Genomic DNA, 20,232 nt, shown 5'->3' with positions numbered 1-20,232 from the left:
TTCCAATAAATAGCAACCGCTAATGAATACTAGTAAAAAAGTTATTTGGACCATTGTTGCATTATTCATGTTTAGAACCGGATATACGCAGGTCAATAATCCATATGAACAGTTTGGATATACTGTTAAGTCGAATTATGTAAGAACGAAGGATAATGGCGGTATATATGTTTCAAACAAGGATACTGCAAAAAATTCCCGGTCATTGGTGATAGCAGCAAGGGAAAGAAAGATCTATATTCTGGATAATAGGGATAGTATCATCGGATATGCTGATGTTCCGGAGAATACCCTGGCTAAGTTTTTATCTGTCGATCCGTTAACCAAGAAGTATCCGGAGCTAACACCGTATCAGTTTGCTTCGAATAGTCCTATACAGGGGATAGATCTGGATGGGTTGGAGTTATATATTTCGACTAAAGGGGAGTTGCTGGGTAGTTTTGGGAGGTCTACTGAATTGAGGATTGTGAGTGATGCGGACGTCGAAACTTCAATAAGAGCAGTGGCCAATGACCCTACAGTCAATAAAAATCCCCAGAAATTTGACTCCTATCATACTTCCCTGACGGTATTGAAAACCACTATTGATATGTTAAACCGTACAGCCAAAGCCGAAAGAGCAGAAGGATATGTTTCTGTCGTTAATGGCAGTGATGTAACCGAAGGAATTACACAGCCTGCTCAATTACTAACGGACGGTGTAACTAACTTTATGGGAACTCCCGAAAATATTTCAGAGTTTGCGTATTCAAATAATAATACTGAACAAAACCAGGAGATTACAATAATCCATTCGCATCCCATCAAACCATTTTTCTATAATACGAGTAGTGGCCAATTCGAATCGGCCCCCTACCATTTCGAACTCTCAAAGGCTACTAGTTTCAAAACTAGTGACGGTAACATATATAATACAGGGTCCGCTGTGAAGCCGTCAGCAGATGACATTAAACAGCCCCTTGGTGGACAAAATTTTAATTGGGTACTTATTGGGAATTTAGAGGCTAATACACTAAATCAATCGACTGGTACGGTTCAACCAGGTAAGCCCGGAGCAATATTTTACAAAGGAGCTATTGCCAACCCACAAAGTTTTAGCTTGACAAAAGGTCAACTTTCAACCCTGCAGAAAAATGCGGCGAAGTATATAAAAGAAAAAGAAAATGCCAACGCTGCCGTCGCTAACCAATAATACCAAACCTAAACAAGCACATAAATTTACAATGAGGAGCTTTTTAATAATTTGTACATTAATTTTTATATCAATTGTTGTAGTGAAGGCCTTCACTGGCAGCGGCATTAAGGATTCAAGGGAAGTATATTTTTATATATGGGATAAACCTATCACGCTTAAACAAAGGGTTAGTAAAACATGGTACGGGAAGGCAGATAGTATGAGAGTCATTCATGTTGATCTGATTTGTGAAAATGACGAACATTTTATTGATACAATACCATGTTGGTATACAGGCAATAAGATCTATTTTGATGAGATTGATACCACACAGCATAAGTTAATAGATATGTCTTTGTCATTTGAGGTAAGTCCGGCAAAAGGAAGCCCCGGATTCAATGAAAAGTTGACAGTATCTTTTTTGTTTTTCTTTGTACATAGTACGAAAGATTCGCCTTTGTCCTTTGCTTTTGAACGAAAAGAAGGGAGACATTTTGACCTAAACATGTCGAAAACAGATTACCCTTTTATTACATCATCGAGGGAAATAGAGTCAACGGTTTTAGCGGATAGTAAAGATTGATATTATAAAAAGAGACTATAAGCCCAAAAGAGACAAATCATCACAAGCATGATCTGTCTCTTTTGTGTTTTCAGAAGGATTACCGGTTTTACTATGTACTGACGTCCTCACTCACAGTGCTGCCGTACACAGCGAACCAATATCAGCTCTTCAGCCCCCAGATATTTCCCATAAGCATATCCCTAACAACCCACGTGGCCAATCAGGAAACTGCACATTTAGCTCATCCTGAGTTGTTAAAGAGCAGTGTCCTATTCTGTCTCGCACTCCCTGACCAGGTAAAGGAATAGATTCCCTTATATTCTCGGTTATTTGCGTTTAAGTTATTTCGCCTAGCTTATCGTTAAGCCACTAACCAATGCGCATACCGTCGATTATTTAACTTCGCCCCTTACCTCTCCCGGACCCGACACCAATGCAGGACACGAGCGGCTAATGAGACCAATAATAATCTGAGCGAGGAAGATCTGCCGGTGGTATTCCTGGACGACGGCAGCTTTTGGGTCAAACCAGGTATTACCGAGATCGCCTTCAGCATCGGTTTGAACCCTCAGCGTGAACGTCAGGAGGTTTATGACGTCGTCATTATTGGTGCCGGACCTGCCGGACTGGCGGCCGGTGATTATCGTCAACTGGGAACACCAGGTATTGCCGAATTTAACGGTGCCGGGATCTATTACGGGGCTGCGATGACCGAGGCTACAGCCTGCAAAGACAAGGAAGTCTATATAGTCGGTGGCGGCAATTCTGCCGGGCAGGAAGCCATGTACCTTTCCAGGTTCGCAAAGAACGTTTATATTCTAATCCGTAAAGATGACCTGACGGCAACCATGTCCGCATACCTGATTAACCAGATCGAAGCGGAAAAAAATATTTATCTGAAGCCAAGGTCAGAGATCGCCGCAGCTTACGGTTCAGACAGAATAGAAAGCCTTGATATCCGATCCCTTGAGACGCAGATTATAGCTAACAGCCCGGCCGATGCCCTGTACATTTTTATTGGTGCTAAGCCCTATACCGATTGGATAGAATTAGGGATCATTAAAGACGAGAAGGGTTTTGTGCAGACCGGCGAGGCGCTGAAGGGGCATGCCGACTTCCCGAGGATCTGGAAACAAAAGCGCGAGCCCTAGCTGCTGGAAACCAGTTGCCCCGGTATATTTGCCGCAGGCGATGTCAGGGCCGGTGCCATGAACCGCGTTGCCTCAGCAGTCGGAGAAGGTTCTATGGCTATCAGTTTCGTGCATAAGTATCTGGCGGAAGTGAAGTAGTCGCAGAGCAAAAAATCAAGGTTAAGTCTTATCTCAAATTCATTAAAATGTCAGTTATCAATTTTCCTTTTGGGTTAGTCAGTTTGCTTATATGTTATCCTGCACCCGCGCTTAAAGGCCCAGGTCTTTGAAAAATCGCCGTAACTGCATGGCGACAGCGTTGTCATTCCTATCACCCTGATCAATGCATACCCTTTCATTTCAGGGTCAGTTACTGGTGTTGAGCATATCCCTAACAACCCCAGGCACATCAAAATGATAGACCTACAGGAGTTAGATAATCTTTCCGCAGCGTTCGGATAGGTTATCTGTCGGCTTGCGATGAACTTACCATAAGGGTACTAACAGGGTAGAAAAAGGGTATTTAAAGGGTATCTATATATCATTTCGATATTGAAGTGACCTTTAAATACCATTTTGATGTCCATTAGTATAATTATTGGTACCTTAGTCGAATAAGACAAGTAAGCTTTTGTATTTATAACCTCAAAACCATTTTATGGCCATTGTTAAAGACAATATTCTCATGCAGCTTGTACGGGGTACCCTCGGCAAACATTTCACCATCTACGAACGGAATGGGCAGGTTATTATGGCGACGAAACGCGGCCCTTCCACCAAAAAGCCTACAAAAAAGCAGTTAGAAGCAAGGCATAAGATGACCATTGCCTCGGCACGAGCGCAGGTATTGATGGCCGATCCGGAGATAAAGACCTACTATGAATCGATGGCTGGGCCGGGCCAGAATGCCTACAATATGGCGGTGAAGGATGCTTACCGCAGTCCGGAAGTACAAAATATCAGGTTAGAAAATGAGGATGTTGTGGTGACTGCCAAAAATGAGTTCCGGGTAGCAGAAGTGGAAGTAAAGGTAATAGACGCTGAGGGCGTTATCACAGAAAGAGGTCAGGCAGTTCTGGGTCGTAACAGAGTAGATTGGTATTATAAAGCAACTGCGCTGCCTGCAGGCGGTAAAGTCATTGTAGTAGCGGAAAATTTGCCGGGGTATCAGACGGTGAAGGAGTTGCTGCTTACATAAAACCATCTTCACTGTTTACGAATGGCTTCTTGCTGGTTGAGAGGCGAAAACTATGATTTAAAAAATTGGGAATGCTTTGCAGGAAGCATTCCCAATAACTGATGAGAAATTTTTTATTCAACAATGAGCTTCTTAGTGAAGCTGCCTGCATTCGAATTTATCCGCACTATGTAGAGCCCAGTCTTAAGCTGCGAATTGATCTGTATCCTGTTACCGCCCTGAGCATTCTTTTTGTAAACCATTCTGCCCAGGTTATCATAAATACTTACGACAGCTTTTTCGGTAGATCCCGGAAGAAGGATCATAAACTGTCCTCCATTGGAGGGGTTCGGATACAGGCTGACAGCATCCTCATTAATTATGTTCACCTGCGATGCTATTCTGGCGCCCTGGCCCGGAATGAACGGAGAGAGATAGTTTCCGGCGATCACCTGTTGTGTAATGCCGGGACCCTGCCAGGCTACAGCTATATTATCTCCCCCACCAGCTTCCTTCTGAAGCACTTCAATGTAATATTTTTGGCCGGCAGTGAGGTTAATGGTAACAGACTGCTGTGTGCTGTATTTATTCCATTCTCTCGAATTAGTCCATCCGCTCACGTAAGCTATCCTCGATGCGTTCGCCGGGTTCTCGTTGGTGCTCAGGTATAGCTCGGTGTTATCATCGCCCGCTACCCAGAACGTGTAGCTTCCAGTTGCAGGCGGATAGATATATCCGCGGATCCTGGCTCCATAGTTATCTGCCCAGTTTGTGGGGCCCTCCAGGCTGGTGAGCTGCCCGCTGCCGGTAGGATTGTTTGGATAATTGGCATTGGAGGTCAGGTTGCTGATAGCAGTTCCGCTGATTCCCGTCCAGTATTCTCTCAGTATGGAGCCGGTAACAGTGAGGCTAAAGGTCTGCGAGCTTTGACATCCGCCACTATTGGTATAGGTGGCCACATAGTTGCCTGCCTGGTTCACCTGGATATTTGAAATGCCTGCTTCACGGGTAGTAGCACTAAAATTATTCGGCCCACTCCAGCTCCACGATCCTCCTTGCACAGGCTGCGGCCCAAACAGCACGCTGCCACCTGTACTTAAAGAACCACTGGCTGTCTGCTGCCAGCTTCCGTTATTAAGCTGTATGTACGGGGTAATGGCAGAAGGCGTACAACCTCCTGATTCGATACAAACCAGACCTCGTCCTACTGTACTCATATATACACGTCCGAATACGTTCATATCTCCCATTACAAAATTACCGTTCCCCGGACCACCCCACTCATGGGCATCATCGTTTATTCGTGTCCACGAAGCGCCCTGGTCTGTAGAACGGAAAATACCTTTAACTCCGCCAACAGTTCCCCAAATATAAACGGCAGGATAAGTAGCCCCCGTCGAGGCTTTACCAAATCCAACAGCCCCGCAATAAGTAACATTGGAAACAGTTGTCCATGAAGTTCCATTATTTGTAGTATACGTTAATCCATTCGACAGCGCCACCCACACATGTCCTTCATTGCCGGGAACAGCCCTTGCACGACGTGAACCACCCACACCGGGATTGGATGACGATGCTGTAAAACTTACACCTTTGTTGGTACTTACTAATAGCTGTCCGCTACCGGGATTATAAATATAAAATTTGTTGGTATTTACGTAATCTGCTATTGGATGAGCATCCTGAACATTAGTTACACCTGTACTCGTCCATGATCCTCCATTATTTGTTGAATAATAAGTTGTACTTCCACCGCCGGGACAATAAAGTATTGTGTTTCCATCTGCTGACAATGCTACTTTCCCATAGCCGCCGCCATTAGTAGAAGCTGCTTGCGTCCAGGTTGCTCCCTGATCGGTAGAGTAGTATAATTTATCTGTAGCTCTTACTACTTTATTTATATTATTTGCGGCAAAGGCTATACCGTTATTAGAAGTAACGGTAGGAGTATGTACCTGCGCCGGATAAGCATAAACATCGGAATACACTGCTCCATATTGGTCTCCTACTGCTGAAATAAATTTACCACCAGGAATACTTATGGCATCAAGTACAACCGTTTCTTCCATTCCCTTTACATCAAATTTCCAGGAAGTGGCGGATGCATTGATATCATCGCAGGTAAAAAGTCCATTCCCCGATATGACCCTTACTCTAGCCGTATTTAACGGATCAAAGTCAATGCTGCCTGTCCAATGTATCCCATGGCTGGTGATCCAGCCAATGCCATTAGTGTTTAGAGTACTTGTGGACGACAACTTTGAGGTCCAGGTACTTCCTCCGTCGGTAGATAAGAAAATAAAATCCGCCCATGTGTTGCCAAACTGGTTGTTACTCCAGACGTTAGTAGTTGAAGCAATAATCCTGTTAGTATTTGCCGGATCAACACATATTCCGCTATAAGGGTAATTATTCCCATTTGGAGTAATGTTGGTCCAGGTTCCGGTAGCAGTAGCAAGTTTGTAAACTCTTCCGCTGCTGCCATTCGATGGACCCTCAGCATCCGCCATTGCCACATATAAAGTAGAATTATCAGAAGATAAAACAGCCCTATGGGGCATAAATGAATTATCAGGCTGAATTGCAGTGAAAGTGCTCCCTCCGTCGGTACTCTTATATATATTATTGTCTCCCGTGCGGGAAACTCCTATATAAATAGTTTTGGTAACTCCTCCCGAAACACTGGAAGGGTCAAACACTACAAAGCAGATCCCGTTCCCATTGCTTGTTGTTGTTACTCCATTCCAGGCCAGCGTCCAGCTGGATCCTCCATTGGTACTTTTCCATAAACCATTTGCTCTTGTTCCGCAAAAAAGGATGTTACTGTTATTAGGATCCACAGCCAGGCGTTCCCCGTTGGATCTTCCCAGTCCATTTCCATGAGCAGTGAATTGTGAGGTTACTACTACTTCAGCAAATGTATTTCCCTTATCTGTGGATTTTAAGATAGCTGTTTTCCCACCGTTGAAGTAAGAAGTTCCTGCAAGTATATATAGATTATTTGCATTCCGGGGGTCCAGAGCCAGCGCTTCCACCCCCTGGTATGTAGTTTGATCTTCTGAAGTCCAATCGAGCAAAGGAATCCATTTTGAATTTACTGCATCCCAACGGTAAGCGCCTCCAACATCTGTGCGGCAGTAAATATCGCCTGATGTTTTATGACTTATAATTCCTGATACAAAACCGCCTCCACCCAAGGCTACATTACCAAAGGTTTGTCCAATTAATTTTGTTTGTGAAAAGCAAAAAAGAATCAGTAAAAAAAATCCTATAAATCGCGGTCGACAATAAAAAGGGCTGAAATCGTTAGTTTTTGTCATAAAATATGGTTTTTATAGTGAATTGTTTATAATTGATTCATAAACTTTCTGTTTTTTGTTTTACTTATTGCCACTTCTTTTGTGCAGGCCCCACCTAAAGGGCATCGCTACACGGGAAGTAATATTTGTGCGGAGAAATTGGTGAAAAGAAAAGAACTAACCTTTGCCAGGGTGCCTGAAGAGCGATCTGACAATATGACATCACATATAGATAGATCCGGGAAGGTTATCGGCAGCAAACGTATTTTCATAACAGGCAATTTTCTCTTTATTGAGTGCTCTAAAATACCGGATGTTCTTTGAGGCAAGGCGCTCAAATGTTACAGATTGTGGTAAAAAATGTTGCAGACCCTTAGTTTTACACGATTTTCCCAGCTAAACACCTTTGACGGGTCCTTTCTTCTATAGATACATACTATGAAGGCGTCAACAAAAACATTTTCTTCAAAAGGCAGGCTGAAATCCCGGAGCTGTTGAACCCGGCTTTTATGCAATTTTGACACTGGAGATTCCGCTTTTTCCGGTAACCGGACGGCTCTTTTCATACGGATGGAGCATGTGGGTCACCAAAGTGGAATGCCCCGAGAAACGGGGCATTCCAGGTCTTATAAAACCCACTTTCATTGTTATTGATTCTGAGTGGGCATTTGAGTGGCGTCCATATAAGCAAATTCCCATTGATGGCCTTCAAGGTCTGCAAAGCTGCGCTGGTACATCCAGCCGTCGTCTTGTGGCTCCGCATAAATTGTCGCACCTTATTCTAATAGGTTGGTTTTTATTTGACCTCCAAACTAAACTGGGTATATTCTCCCCTGGCGTTTTTCTTCACGATCGTATGCATACCTTTATACAGTAACAAAGGGCGTACATGTCCATTATCGACATAAACCACGTCAGTAGCTATAGCATTTTCGTGCTCGTTCTTGAGTTCTCCGGGGTTATAAGCACTGAATACACAACCACAATCTTTCATTAGTGCTGGTTTCAACCAGGTGACTACCCTCTTTTCTACGTCTTTAAACAGAAAGCCAGGACGCCCCAGGGAGTCCTTAAAGCTGGCATTGAAAATGGGATAATCTACCGGGTAGTAGTTACCATAATAATTCCAGGTCCACTTAGTCGTATTATCAACTAACACAAAGGCCTCAGCCCTGCGGATCGTATCATTGGTCAGTGTATCAATAACAATTTGTTTTTCATTTAATTCTGTCTGATCAATGGTAAGGATATCTTCATAATTGAGGAGCTGGCGTAACTGGCTACCCATCATCGGGCCCGACTCATTGATGTGAGCATAGCCCGCATGAATGATAAACCTGGATTTTGGATTGGCACGGATAATAGCAAGAATATTTTTCGCCTGTTGTTGCTCCCTTAATGATGTAAATGCACTTTGTATTACTTCCCCTTTCTCATTTTTTATAATCATTGCAGAATCCCTGGGTTGATAACTAATATATTTCATCGACCCATTTTTATCAAGCATGACGCTGTCGTCCCATATAGGCCGTACTATATACTCATAAGCCCTGACTTTATAACCCTTCTTTGCCGCATACCTGATCAGCGAGGCATAAGTCGGTTCATTCAGAAAGGGGCCTTCGCCTTTTACAGGATAAGCTCTTTTATCCAATTGGTTGTTGGGCAGGATACCTTCCGCAAGGAAAACATTATAACCCCGCTGATATAAGGCGCCTAAAAGCGATTTAGTAAATAGTCTATGCTGCGGGCGGTAATGTGCTTCATTGATCAATATGATTCGATGTTTCGCAGCCTCGCTGAGAATAAGTTCACGGGCATCAAGGACATGCTTATTATGGAGCGTAATTCGAACAGGGGCCTTTGGTGTAATGATCGAATCTTCATATACCATACTTTCATGGTAATATCCCGCAACTGACAACGCGGACAGATTCATTTCTGCAGCATCAGGCGCCCTGTTGTTCCTCGCGATAATGGAGTCTGCAAAATCATAGCAGGGATTGCCAAATTCATGCTGATCTGCCAGAAATAACATGATAAGACAAAGAAGAGGAATGATAACGAGTTTCATGGGTGTGACTTATATTTGAAACCTGAACTGACATGTCCAGCCTTGTTGTTTTTTAAAATACAGTACCAAACGCTCCTCCGATTCCGGTAATAACACCATCATCAACAACATACGGGAAAATCCCGTGATCGTGAAATCCGTTTAAGATCAGGGAATAAGGAAATAGTCGCTATGAATTGCATGAATTTGGGATGTTGGTCGATAATCATGAGTAATCTTATAAATTAACGGACAGACTATTGAAATAGTATATTTTTCGGTAATGCTTTTTATATACTATAAGGTATAGACGTAAAACATTGAAGTCGTTAATCAGTACCTACATTCTTATAAGATGCCCCCATTTAAAGAATTTCATTTGCTGAACTGCTGAACTACCCGGACTATTCTTATGGATGGGGACATATCAATGAAGATGTGGGAAAGGAAGAAATTTACTAAATGAAACAACCAATTGATGATGCCTGGCTTCGAAAGGAGATTGCTTGACTTTAACTATTGAATAGCTTGCTGAAAGACTACGAATTCGCCAGCCGATAGGAAGGTTTATGTGAAATAGGTTTGGGAAGAATGAATTAATGCCGTAATTTAATATCGTGTTCAAATCAATGGTTGCCCTTGCAATACACTCCCTGCGACATATTGAAACCCTTTATCAGGAATTATTCCGTAATCACCATCGACAAGGATATCAAAAACGAAATTTTTTATCCAAGTGGATACGTAGATTTCATTGTTAAAATGTCAGCTGGTAACGCTGCAACCATTATCGACGGGCAATACCGGGATACACCTCCATTTGAACTATTAGGGCATCTGACAGTTCCTACCAGATTGAATGCTACGAAAGGAACTACAATACTGATAGCCAGGATGTATCCCTATGCTTGTTCTATATTTTTCCCAAACCCAATCACAGATTTTACTAATTCAGCTACGAATCTTTTGGATGTGTATGCGAAAGATTTGCGGGATCTCAATGAAGTAATGCTGAGTAAAATTTCAATAGTTCAACAGATAGACCTGATCGAATCCTTTTTTATTGAAAAACTAAAAAAGCATGAGAAAAAACGGCAAAAGATTCAACAGCTATCCTTGATTTGTCAGCATATACTAACCACTGGTGAAGGCTTTGATCTTAATCAGTTGTCATCTACACTTGGGCTTTCCAAAAGGCATATTCAAAAACAATTTTTCGAAATGGTGGGCCTAACACCAGGTACACTGTATGCATCTTACCGTTTCAATAGAAGTTTACGACAAATACTTACTACCGACGTATCACTTACCTCGATTGCTTATGAATGCGGTTACTATGACCAGGCCCATTTCATCAAAGAATTTAGAAAATTCACAGGCATTACACCATTTCAAGTCAGGCGTACACTTATTAAAAATGGAGCTGACTTTCAGAAAGCGGTAAATATTGGATTATAAATCTATTTTGACACTGGCTTATTACTGCTGAACATATCTCTATGCATTTTTAAGCCCTCTGCAGTGTTTTTCCAAATCACAATCACCTTACCTTCATCCAATTTATTTCCGTTAAGGTCTGTCATTTCATAATAGCTTTCTTCGGTGATGAATGTGCTGGCATCGCCATACAAATGTTGTATAGTAAATTTGACGTGTACTTTAGGTCCGTCTTTAAAGAACTTCGCGATATTTTCCTTCCCGCAGATGGGGGCTGCATTTGCTGGCAGAAGGCAGGCATCTTCCGTATATCTGGTGAGGATCGAACCATCATTTTTGTTTGCCAGGTCGGCATAGATAGCATTGTTGGCTTCGATCGCCTTACGGGCCTGCTGAAAAGGATCACTATTAGTTTGGGCTTTGGAAATTGGTGATATTCCCATCAACATTGCCACGGTGAGGATTTTCTTCATAAAGTATTATTTATGACAAAGGAAGGACCTTGGGGGAAGTGAAAATTGTAAAAAAGCGCACAAGGGCATTTCAAACCGATTTTAATCTCAAAGGAAAAATCAGCAAAGCCTGGCCACCCCCAAGGTAAATTCCGGGTAGCATCCTGATCAAGCAGTTCATCTATACAGACTAATCTTTAAAATTTCCCGTTGCCTTGCTCTCGGAGCACGACATGAAGTACGGTAGAAATTTCTGCTAACTGCGGTGACCTACATCACATTTTTATGTTACGCTATTTTTTAAAGAGATATTGCCGTGCGGGAAAAATTGTTAAAAAACACATGAGAATAACATCGAAAATGCAAGTTCAAATGTCTTCAGCATTATTTTCTGGATAGAAGCCTCTGGCTATCTAAACGATCAAAACGGGGAGCATACGAATATACGAAGAGATTAGGTAATCTGCTGTACCCATTGGCTTCTCCAGGATGGCGCCTCAAAGGGTTCTGCGAAATACTGTGTCTCGTGTACGACCTTGCCATTGCGAAACTCCATGATGCTCACAGTGTACGCCTCCCGGTCCTGGTAAACAATTGTGTATTCTGTAACCCAGAGGCTCCCCTCCCCATCATTCTCCTGACATTAAAGCCGGACAGCTTTCTCCGGCGTCCCCACCCTTTAAAATAAATTCATCTCATCGCTCCCGGGATTTGAACGATTATCGTTAGAACAAAGCTAAAACAAGTTTTTTGAAAAACAGATAGGCCTGCTTTTCCGTAATAAATCAATTTATACGCTGAAAGAGGGATTATACTCCTGGAAAGTATTGGAGGTATTGATGCACAAACGTTGACTGACACGCGTGGGCGGATTGACATCGGTTAGACGAAATTCCTCTTACATTTGCAGATATGATCAATAGTGCGGATATATATACAGATGGAAGCTGTGACACACAAAGTGGCCAGGGTGCATGGGTTGCGATCTTATTGACAGACGGGGGAAAAGTGGTCTTGTCCGGAAGAACACCAGACACTACACATAACAGGATGGAATTATCTGCAGTAATAGCAGGAATCACATATGCTCTAAACAACTTTAAAGGCATCCAATGCCTGCACATTTACTCTGACAGCCAGTATGTAACGGGATTGATGGAGAGACAAGATAAACTCAGCAATGCAGACTTCATCACCAGCAGGGGGACTATAATACGTAATGCGGACCTGGTGAAGGAACTCTATACATTGGGGGCACAGATCCAATTGATATTCACCAAAGTAAAAGCGCATCAGAAACAGGGCGCTGGTATCAACTATAATATTGATGCAGATAAATTGGTGAGAAAGATCATGAGAGAAGAGCTGCGTAGAAGAGGCTTTTGAGATCGATTGCCTGAGCAGGTGATTTTATATGGCGTGTATTTTCCTTATCCTTAACTTTGATCCATGCAATCAGAACTTCAGCAACTTTACGGAAATATAGATATTTACCTTTTCGACCAACTGCTTAAAGGCACATATGATAATTGTAAAAAGGTGCTCGACGCAGGCTGCGGAGGCGGACGTAACCTGATTTATTTTTTAAGAAACGGCTATGAGGTGCATGGCATTGATCCTAATCCCGATGCGGTATTAGCAGTTAAGCAATTATCACAGACACTGGGCTATATTAACTCTAAAGAAAATTTTGCAATTGCTTCGGCTGAAAACCTACCTTTTGATGATAATTATTTTGACCTGGTGATCAGCAGCGCGGTATTGCACTTCGCCAACAATCCTGATCATTTTGATAATATGATCCACTCAATGTGGCGGGTGCTGAAACCCGGCGGCTATTTATTTGCAAGGCTTGCGTCGGACATCGGGATTGAAACGCTGGTGCAGCACCTAGGTAATGGTCGCTATCTTTTGCCCGATGGCAGCGAACGTTTTTTGGTTAACCAGCAATTATTGCTTCAATATACCGAAAGCCTTAACGCCCGGCTCCACGAACCAATAAAGACCACCAACGTACAAAACTTACGGTGCATGACCACCTGGTGTTTACAGAAGGTTTAAAGTTATCGTTGGAGTGTTAAACAATGGTCCACTGCTCAGTCCCAAAATAACATTTGCCTGGCAATGTCTGCTTAAAGAAGGTTGTTTTATAGGAATAATAAAATAAAAGCTGGTCTAAAAAAGACCAGCCCTAAAGTTCAATTTTCAAACTTTTATCTCGAAGCCTTGTTTTTCAACATAGAAGGCTTCTTCTTCGTAATTTAGCTATTAGTTCGCTGGGATGAATTTCGAATAGACGCCACCTCTTCCGCTGCCGACGATCGGATCCAATAACATCTCCAGTTGTCCTGTTCTCAAGATAGTGATCGTGTGCGTTACAGAAGTGGGCCCAACTGTGATAGTTACTTTATTTCCGTTCAGGCTCCACGTGCCAGTTTGTGTTGGATTAGAACTAGATATGTCAGTCCACGTACCATCGGGAAAATACTGTTCTGTTGTATTCTGCAATGGATTGGTAAATATCTTATTAATCATGTAAACGATATCAGAAGTTGCCAGTGAATAGTTCCAGAAACACATGTCGTATTTCCATTTGTTAGCAGTCAACATCTGCGCAAGGGTCTTTGTCTGATCTGTTACCGGTAATACTGGCATCATGATCCCATAATTGCCACCGTCTATGGCATTCCATTTAAGCACGTCGTTAGCAGGCCAGATCCTGGACGAGAATGTAACACCGTTGATGTGAATGTTCAACTGTTTACCGAGATTACTCAGGTCGTAGGTACCATTCAGGGTAGTACCTGCGGCAGTAGTTTCTGAGTAAGTACCGTTCGAATTATAACGAACTTTGATCGGCTTCAGATCCAGACTTACAGGTGTTTTCCCGTCTTTGTACACCAGTTTTGGCGCAGTGGTGTTGTAATTGGTGTAGTACTCATAATACTTCCAATCTTTGTTGATCAGCGCCTGAGTGTTGATAGCGGTACTGTCTATTTCCAGCACACTTGCAACGGTTGCAATAGCATTCTCTTTTGGAAGTAAGGTTTCCGGGCTTTCGTTTTCTGATTTAGTACATGCAGATAAAAACAATGCTACACTTGCAACGAAAAGTGGGTTACGTAAAACTTTCATTTGTTAGGTTAAATTGTTACAAAACAGATATCACGGTAAAGGTTAAACTCTTTATTAGATTAAATATTTTTTTAATTCGACAAAACCACAGAATGGGCATTTCGAGATACAATCTTGTACCCTTTCGGGGCCAATGGTTCAACGCCGGGTTGCACACCTAACACCTGTCCGGGCGCTACAAATATCATACTACCTTCCTGGTAGTCATAGTGTTTTCTTCCATAGCGCAATTGGGCACCGCTCAGTTCTTTCAGCCCCACTGCATACAAACCAAAGTTGAATGACCTGGCGGGCACCGGTTGCGCTTTCGAATGGTCAATCACCGCAACCAGAGGATGTTTGGTAGTTACACCCCGCATGGCATTGTATTGCGCGATGCTGTCAATTTTTACAATCTCTTCCATACCTTATTCTTTTATCGCTATAAAATTACAGATTTCAGCAAGCCCTTTTGATACCGGCCTTCCAAATTAGTAATATTGGTAGGAAAACCCGTAATCTGTATACAAAACGGCTCGTCCTTCCTCCGCAATTTTGCAGCAGTAACATGCAAAATTAAAATACGACAATCAGGAACCTCAGGATTAGAATTGACCGAACCTGGTTTCGGCTGCATGGGACCATGCCACGCAAAACTTCGGACATCGTTATCCGATGCATACTAATAAGGTATATTCCCTTTTCTTAATTTTATGACGACATTTTGAATCTGTGGAAGTAATAATAATATCATGATGACGCATACTACACCAACAAACATCAAATCATAGTAATCCCGGGTGGCACGAGCCAATACCTGGCGTCCCACCAATTGATTAAAATACCCTCCTGAAACTCCTTTTGCGGTGTACATATCGCTGCCTGCAATCATATAGTTGTTTTGGATATCAAGTAAAGTAACCGGCAATTGTGGATTGGTTTCCGTCAATGTTTCCCGGGCCTTCTCCCTGGCTGCAGATCTGGTAAATAATTGAAGCTCATTATTAAGTGCCAGACTGGCTGTAAACCCTGTGAATCTCGCAAAGATTCCGACAAGTGATGCATTAAACGCAATCTTTGCCGGTGCTGCGGAAGCGGTAAACGACACAATCGGGACAAATAAAACTCCTGTGGCAACCCCATAGATAAACATAGGCAGGATGAAGTCAATGATTTCTCCCTGCACAGAAACAAAAAGTATCATATAGCCATAATATATCGCCATAAAACAAAAACCTGCAATGATTACCCTTACCAGGTTAAAGCCCATCAGGATGAATCGGGAGGTGACAAACATGCTTAGTACGGTTCCAAAAATTACGGCGGTCCATATTGGAATCGTGCCGAGCGGGTCATTACCTAAAATAACTTCAAGATAAGCGTATGTAAGGCCGGTACTTCCCTTGAAAATGTAAAACGTAAAAAGCAGCAGCAGGCCGATGACAAAATTGTTTGTCATGAAAATTTGCAAATTGATCAACGGCCGTTTAAGCTTCAATTCTCTGATTATAAAAAATACAAGAATAACTAAATTACTCAGGCAGAGAAAAACGATTAACGGACTGTCAAACCAGCCCAGCTGCCTTCCGTAGATCAGGATGTATCCCAATATCAAAATAAAAGATACATACAGCAGATATCCCACCCAATCCACCTGATAAAGCGGTATTTTTTTGGTAAATCTCGCATTACCATTCATCGTAATTAATACAATGAATGTCAGCAAGACGAGTGAAACAGTTAATCCATAAAAGAGCCAGTTGAAGTCATAAAAATGAAGTACCACACTTGAATAGATAGCATAAAACGGGACGGAGATCTGTATACTTGCGTACAGGAGCGTATACGCAACTACCCGGGCACGTGTAGTATGTAATCTTGGAAAAGTGAGCTGTAAGACGATGCCTGACATCAGGGCACAGGTAATCCCCTGTACAAACTGGCAGATGACAAATAATATCCAATCTTTGGAATAAAAACAGATGACGGAACATAGTGCATTGATCGCGAGTGCCATCAACAGGTATTTCCTTGGAGCAAAATATTTTACTATACGAAAATCCAGTGCCAGGAACGCTACGGTCGAGCCATAAATAACCACCATGGCATATTGAACATCGGTAGGCTGAATTCCATAAAAGCCCATTGCCGCAACGGGGCTGCTGTAAAAGGTAAAACTAAACAGACAGGTCATCAGAATGGCAAATATCACGGATCTTGCCATCCATTCGGATACCCAGGATTTAAAAACCGGAATTTGATGTGCTTGCATGATCAATCTTTTAAAACGTAAACATTGGCATTCATTCCGGCGGAGAGCTTCCCTAATTTTTCCGGTTTATCGGTAAGCTTGATTCGTACAGGAATACGTTGTATGATCTTAACGAAATTACCAGTGGCATTATCCGGAGGTAATAATGAGTATCTGGAACCTGTGGTGGGAGAAAGCGATTCGATAGCCCCGCTGAATTTTTCGTTTGGAAAAGCATCCACTGCTATTGACACCGCCTGACCTATCCTGAAATGGCTGATCTGTGTCTCCTTAAAGTTGGCAATCACCCATTTTTTTTCTGCTTTATTGACCAGAAAAGCCAATGTTTGACCCGGTTGTATCAACTGTCCTTCCTGAATGGTCTTCTTACCAATCTGTCCATCAAAAGGTGCGGTGATGACGGTATATTTAATGTCCAGCTCCTGCCGTTCGAGTAGCGCTTCCTTGATTTTTATTTCTGCCTCTATCGCATTACGTTGCACCCTTAGGTCGTTCAGTTTGGATTCAGCTACCTGTAGGGAAGCCTGTGTCTGATCATAATCTGATTGCGAGATAGCCAAAGCCGTACTGACATTGTCGAATTTTTGTCTGGTAACAGATTCTTCAGCCAATAGATTTTTATAACGCTCAAATTCTCTTTGCTGCTGTTTCAGTTTTGCTTGTGCTCCTGAAAGCTGTGCCTTGATGACCTCGATACTTTTGATTTGTGTCTCTTCGTTAGCGGCCAAAATAGGCAATTTGGCGTGCGAATTCATTAGTTCTGCAGATGCGGCATCTCTTTTCAATCCGTACTCGTCAAGCTCAATAACCACCAGGGTATCTTCTTTTTTGACCCGCTGATTGTCTTTGTAATAGATCTTGCTGATATAGCCACCTACTTTTGCATTGATCGGTGACAGATATGCATCAATTTGCGCATCATTGGTCTGTTCATATCGGTATGCTTTTAAGAAATATACAGTTGTCCAAATGATGATGGCTGTAAATAAGGCAATTCCAAACCACCTGGTCAGGGTTACGATTATTTTATCGGTTTTATTTTTGTTCATAATGTTTGTATTAGAGAATTCCTACGATGGCCAATAGTCTGATATGACTGAGTTTTACATTGGCCTGTGCACTTGTCAGGTTAAATTTTGCCTCCAGCAAAGCATTTTCTGCTTCCAGGAGATCGGTAAGAAGAGATTCCTGATTGAGATAGCTGTTTCTGATGACCCGGACGGTTTCAGTTGTTTTAATGATATTTTTTTGGGCCGTTTCCACACTTTCCAAAGCCTGTTGCTGCTGTAGATACGCTTCGCTTACCTGAATTAAAATTTCCTCCCTTTTTATGTCGGCCTTTTCTTTTGACTGATTATTGACGACCAGGGCACGTGCAATTGAATGTTTGCTTTTGTATAAATTATCAATAGAAAACTGAACCTTGATCCCTGTTTGTCCAAATCCCCATAGATCATTCGAGTAAGGATAAAATGAAATCTGCGGATAGGTATAATTGTAATTAGAGTACAACGAAACCTTAGGTAACACCGCAGCTTTGATCTGCCTGATATTCATTTCGCTCAACTGGATGTCACTATTGACGATCTTATATTCAGGCGACTGGCTGGATGCGATATTTATGTAATCGGCGTAACCCGAATTTGTTATAGTATCCATTACAGAATCATTTTGATAAATAATCTCTAACGCCTCATCATCATTCCGCCCCATCAATACATTCAGACGTTGTTTAGTGATGTAAATTTTCTTTTCAATGTCTGATAGGCTTAATTCTAACTGTGATAACTTTACCGAGGTTCTCAGCACATCACTCCTGAGCACAATACCGTTTTTGCTTAAACTTTCGATGAGGGATAGCTGCTTTTTTTCCGTAGAAATTTCTGCATTCAGGAAATCACGGAAGCTCAGAAATTTATACAGATCGAAATAAGCGATTGCAACATTGTATTTTACGCGATGCTTTTGCAGATCGGCCTCATACTGACTTCGTGTCTCTTCTTCCTGCCTGATCTTAATAGTTCTTCTGTCTTTTCCACCGTTGAAGAGGTTAAAATTTAAGCTGTATCCGGCTCCGTAGCCATAGCCTTCTATGGGTACATTCTGTGGAGACGAGAATAATCCATTTTCGTAAATAAGAAATCTGGAATTAAGCTTTACATCTCCACCTATTGAAAGTTCCGGCAGCAGGCGGTCTTTTGCTTCAAGTATTTCTAAATGGCTTTGCTGAAGGTTTAATTCTGACAGTTTCATTTGGCGGTTATTCGTTTCGGCGACCTTCCATATTTCTTCCAAACTCAATGTTGGAGTGCTTTCCGCATCCTGGGCATTGAGCGACTGTGTAAACAGTAGCAGGGTAGCTCCCAAAATTGGAATTAATTTATATGTTCTCACGGCTGTTATTTTTATAATTATTTGTAGGTTTTCCTTTTTTTAGGAACCAGCATTTTACCATCTTGATTAATTCATCAAAAACAATAGTTAAATCGATCATAGGCATAAAAGGGTCAACACACGCGGGCCAGTAGCTATTAAGTTTGTTAATTTCTTCTGCAGAATGGGACCCTATAATATCAGAGGTTTTATCTGGCGTTTTAAGTTCAAAATCTTTATCAGGGCTGATTTTCTCTTTCATAATGAATCTATTGTTATTTACATAGCAAAATTATTCACGACGAAAAACAATCTTTTTATATAACTGGCCTAGTATTTATTATATTTGGCCATATGGAGATGCTGAAAAAACTTACTAAAAAGGTTGACCAAAATCCTGACTCCATCCTGGTGGTACGACAGCAAACCGAACAGCGTCTGCCTTCTCATCAGCACGATAAGGCTCAGTTATTATTGGTTTTTGGAGGGATAGCTTATTTGCAAACCGATGAAAAGGATTTCTATATTCCCTCCAATCACTATATCTGGATTCCCAAAAAATATCCCCACAACCTGATGTTTAACACACAGGACCTGTATATCATAAACATATATTTTCCGGAAGGAAGCTCCACCGGATTCTATAGTGAATTGGGCATTTATCCGGTAAGTAAGCTCTTATCGGAAATGCTTTCATTTAGTGAAAAATGGCACGGAGATTACTTTAAAGGATCCTGGGAATTTGAGTTTTTAACCACACTGAAAAACGTACTGTCTAAAGAAAACCTTAAAAAGTTTTCGATTCAGCTTCCTACGACCGACGATCAGCGGCTCGGGACCATGGTTGGCCAACTCAGAAATCGACTGAATGAAAACCTTACCTTAGAAAGTATGGCCACGGAATGGGGCATGAGCGTAAGGAGTCTGACCCGGTTATTTCAGACGAAACTCCACATTACCTTTATTCAATACATAAAGATGCTGCGGGTTATTCGGGCTATGGAATTAATTAAAGACAGCGATCTTAATATGACGGAAATTGCCTATGAGATTGGGTATTCAAATATAGCGGCATTCAGTAATAATTTCTACCAATTGACAAACATGAGACCTACGGAATTTAAAGCAATGTCAAAATTTTAGAATTGTATAGTTTTGGCACACCAAATATCAATAATGCAATAGA

General features: G+C 41.9%; 17 protein-coding genes. 8 read left to right on the top strand and 9 right to left on the bottom strand.

The genetic code is table 11. From position 1 onward, the window contains the following. The first annotated feature begins 22 nt into the window (after positions 1–22). The 4 genes from F3I09_RS17460 (at position 23) to F3I09_RS17445 (ending at position 4,067) form a co-directional block, all read left to right on the top strand. A complete protein-coding gene (locus F3I09_RS17460; protein ID WP_149696310.1) occupies positions 23–1,192 on the top strand; it encodes a hypothetical protein in 1,170 nt (389 codons plus the stop codon). Then, positions 1,164–1,757, top strand: a complete 594-nt coding sequence (locus F3I09_RS17455) for a hypothetical protein (RefSeq protein WP_149696309.1) — start codon at positions 1,164–1,166, stop codon at positions 1,755–1,757. The genes F3I09_RS17460 and F3I09_RS17455 overlap by 29 nt, the downstream gene beginning before the upstream one ends. Positions 1,758–2,230: 473 nt before the next feature. After that, positions 2,231–2,890: an NAD(P)/FAD-dependent oxidoreductase gene (locus F3I09_RS17450; protein ID WP_223233278.1), complete on the top strand. Its 660-nt coding sequence runs from the start codon at positions 2,231–2,233 to the stop codon at positions 2,888–2,890. A gap of 637 nt (positions 2,891–3,527) precedes the next feature. Beyond that, positions 3,528–4,067: a hypothetical protein gene (locus tag F3I09_RS17445; RefSeq protein WP_149696308.1), complete on the top strand. Its 540-nt coding sequence runs from the start codon at positions 3,528–3,530 to the stop codon at positions 4,065–4,067. Positions 4,068–4,180: 113 nt separating this feature from the next. On the opposite strand, the gene F3I09_RS17440 is transcribed toward F3I09_RS17445, so the two are convergent. Continuing rightward, positions 4,181–7,123, bottom strand: coding sequence for a T9SS type A sorting domain-containing protein (locus tag F3I09_RS17440; RefSeq protein WP_188133849.1), 2,943 nt, complete (start codon positions 7,121–7,123; stop codon positions 4,181–4,183). Positions 7,124–8,141: 1,018 nt separating this feature from the next. Then, entirely contained in the window at positions 8,142–9,419 is a 1,278-nt protein-coding gene (locus tag F3I09_RS17430; protein ID WP_149696306.1) for a hypothetical protein, read from the bottom strand. A 612-nt stretch (positions 9,420–10,031) separates the two neighbouring features. Between F3I09_RS17430 and F3I09_RS17425 the strand changes: the two genes are divergently transcribed. Beyond that, positions 10,032–10,856 carry a helix-turn-helix domain-containing protein gene (locus tag F3I09_RS17425; protein WP_370512661.1) on the top strand — a complete coding sequence of 275 codons (825 nt, stop codon included), beginning with the start codon at positions 10,032–10,034 and terminating at the stop codon, positions 10,854–10,856. Between the two features lie 2 nt (positions 10,857–10,858). Here the strand turns inward: F3I09_RS17425 and F3I09_RS17420 are convergent, their stop codons facing one another. Next, positions 10,859–11,308, bottom strand: a complete 450-nt coding sequence (locus tag F3I09_RS17420) for a hypothetical protein (protein ID WP_223233277.1) — start codon at positions 11,306–11,308, stop codon at positions 10,859–10,861. 891 nt (positions 11,309–12,199) lie between these two features. On the opposite strand from F3I09_RS17420, the gene F3I09_RS17410 reads away from it, so the two are divergent. Then, positions 12,200–12,673, top strand: a complete 474-nt coding sequence (locus F3I09_RS17410; protein WP_149696304.1) for a ribonuclease H — start codon at positions 12,200–12,202, stop codon at positions 12,671–12,673. A gap of 63 nt (positions 12,674–12,736) precedes the next feature. Further along, complete coding sequence (locus tag F3I09_RS17405; RefSeq protein ID WP_149696303.1) at positions 12,737–13,348, top strand: class I SAM-dependent methyltransferase; 612 nt, start codon at positions 12,737–12,739, stop codon at positions 13,346–13,348. Positions 13,349–13,555: 207 nt separating this feature from the next. On the opposite strand, the gene F3I09_RS17400 is transcribed toward F3I09_RS17405, so the two are convergent. The 6 genes from F3I09_RS17400 to F3I09_RS17375 form a co-directional block, all read right to left on the bottom strand. Next, entirely contained in the window at positions 13,556–14,422 is an 867-nt protein-coding gene (locus F3I09_RS17400) for a hypothetical protein (protein WP_149696302.1), read from the bottom strand. Between the two features lie 71 nt (positions 14,423–14,493). Then, positions 14,494–14,826: a hypothetical protein gene (locus tag F3I09_RS17395; RefSeq protein WP_223233276.1), complete on the bottom strand. Its 333-nt coding sequence runs from the start codon at positions 14,824–14,826 to the stop codon at positions 14,494–14,496. 257 nt (positions 14,827–15,083) lie between these two features. Beyond that, the gene (locus tag F3I09_RS17390) at positions 15,084–16,673 is read right to left on the bottom strand and encodes an MFS transporter (RefSeq protein ID WP_149696301.1); all 1,590 of its coding nucleotides are present in this window, start codon (positions 16,671–16,673) and stop codon (positions 15,084–15,086) included. Between the two features lie 2 nt (positions 16,674–16,675). Continuing rightward, on the bottom strand, positions 16,676–17,722 hold the full coding sequence (locus F3I09_RS17385; protein WP_149696300.1) for an HlyD family secretion protein: 1,047 nt from the start codon (positions 17,720–17,722) through the stop codon (positions 16,676–16,678). A gap of 10 nt (positions 17,723–17,732) precedes the next feature. Beyond that, positions 17,733–19,067 (bottom strand): TolC family protein, encoded by a 1,335-nt coding sequence (locus tag F3I09_RS17380; RefSeq protein ID WP_149696299.1) that lies wholly within the window; start codon positions 19,065–19,067, stop codon positions 17,733–17,735. Beyond that, positions 19,054–19,308, bottom strand: a complete 255-nt coding sequence (locus F3I09_RS17375) for a hypothetical protein (protein WP_149696298.1) — start codon at positions 19,306–19,308, stop codon at positions 19,054–19,056. Before F3I09_RS17375 ends, F3I09_RS17380 begins: the two co-directional genes overlap by 14 nt. Before the next feature lie 92 nt (positions 19,309–19,400). Between F3I09_RS17375 and F3I09_RS17370 the strand changes: the two genes are divergently transcribed. Beyond that, positions 19,401–20,189 carry an AraC family transcriptional regulator gene (locus F3I09_RS17370; protein ID WP_188133848.1) on the top strand — a complete coding sequence of 263 codons (789 nt, stop codon included), beginning with the start codon at positions 19,401–19,403 and terminating at the stop codon, positions 20,187–20,189. The last annotated feature ends 43 nt before the right edge of the window (positions 20,190–20,232 follow it).

The sequence above is a fragment of the Chitinophaga sp. CF418 genome, assembly GCF_900142925.1.
GTDB lineage: Bacteria > Bacteroidota > Bacteroidia > Chitinophagales > Chitinophagaceae > Chitinophaga.
This window is presented reverse-complemented; position numbering and strand designations above follow the sequence as displayed.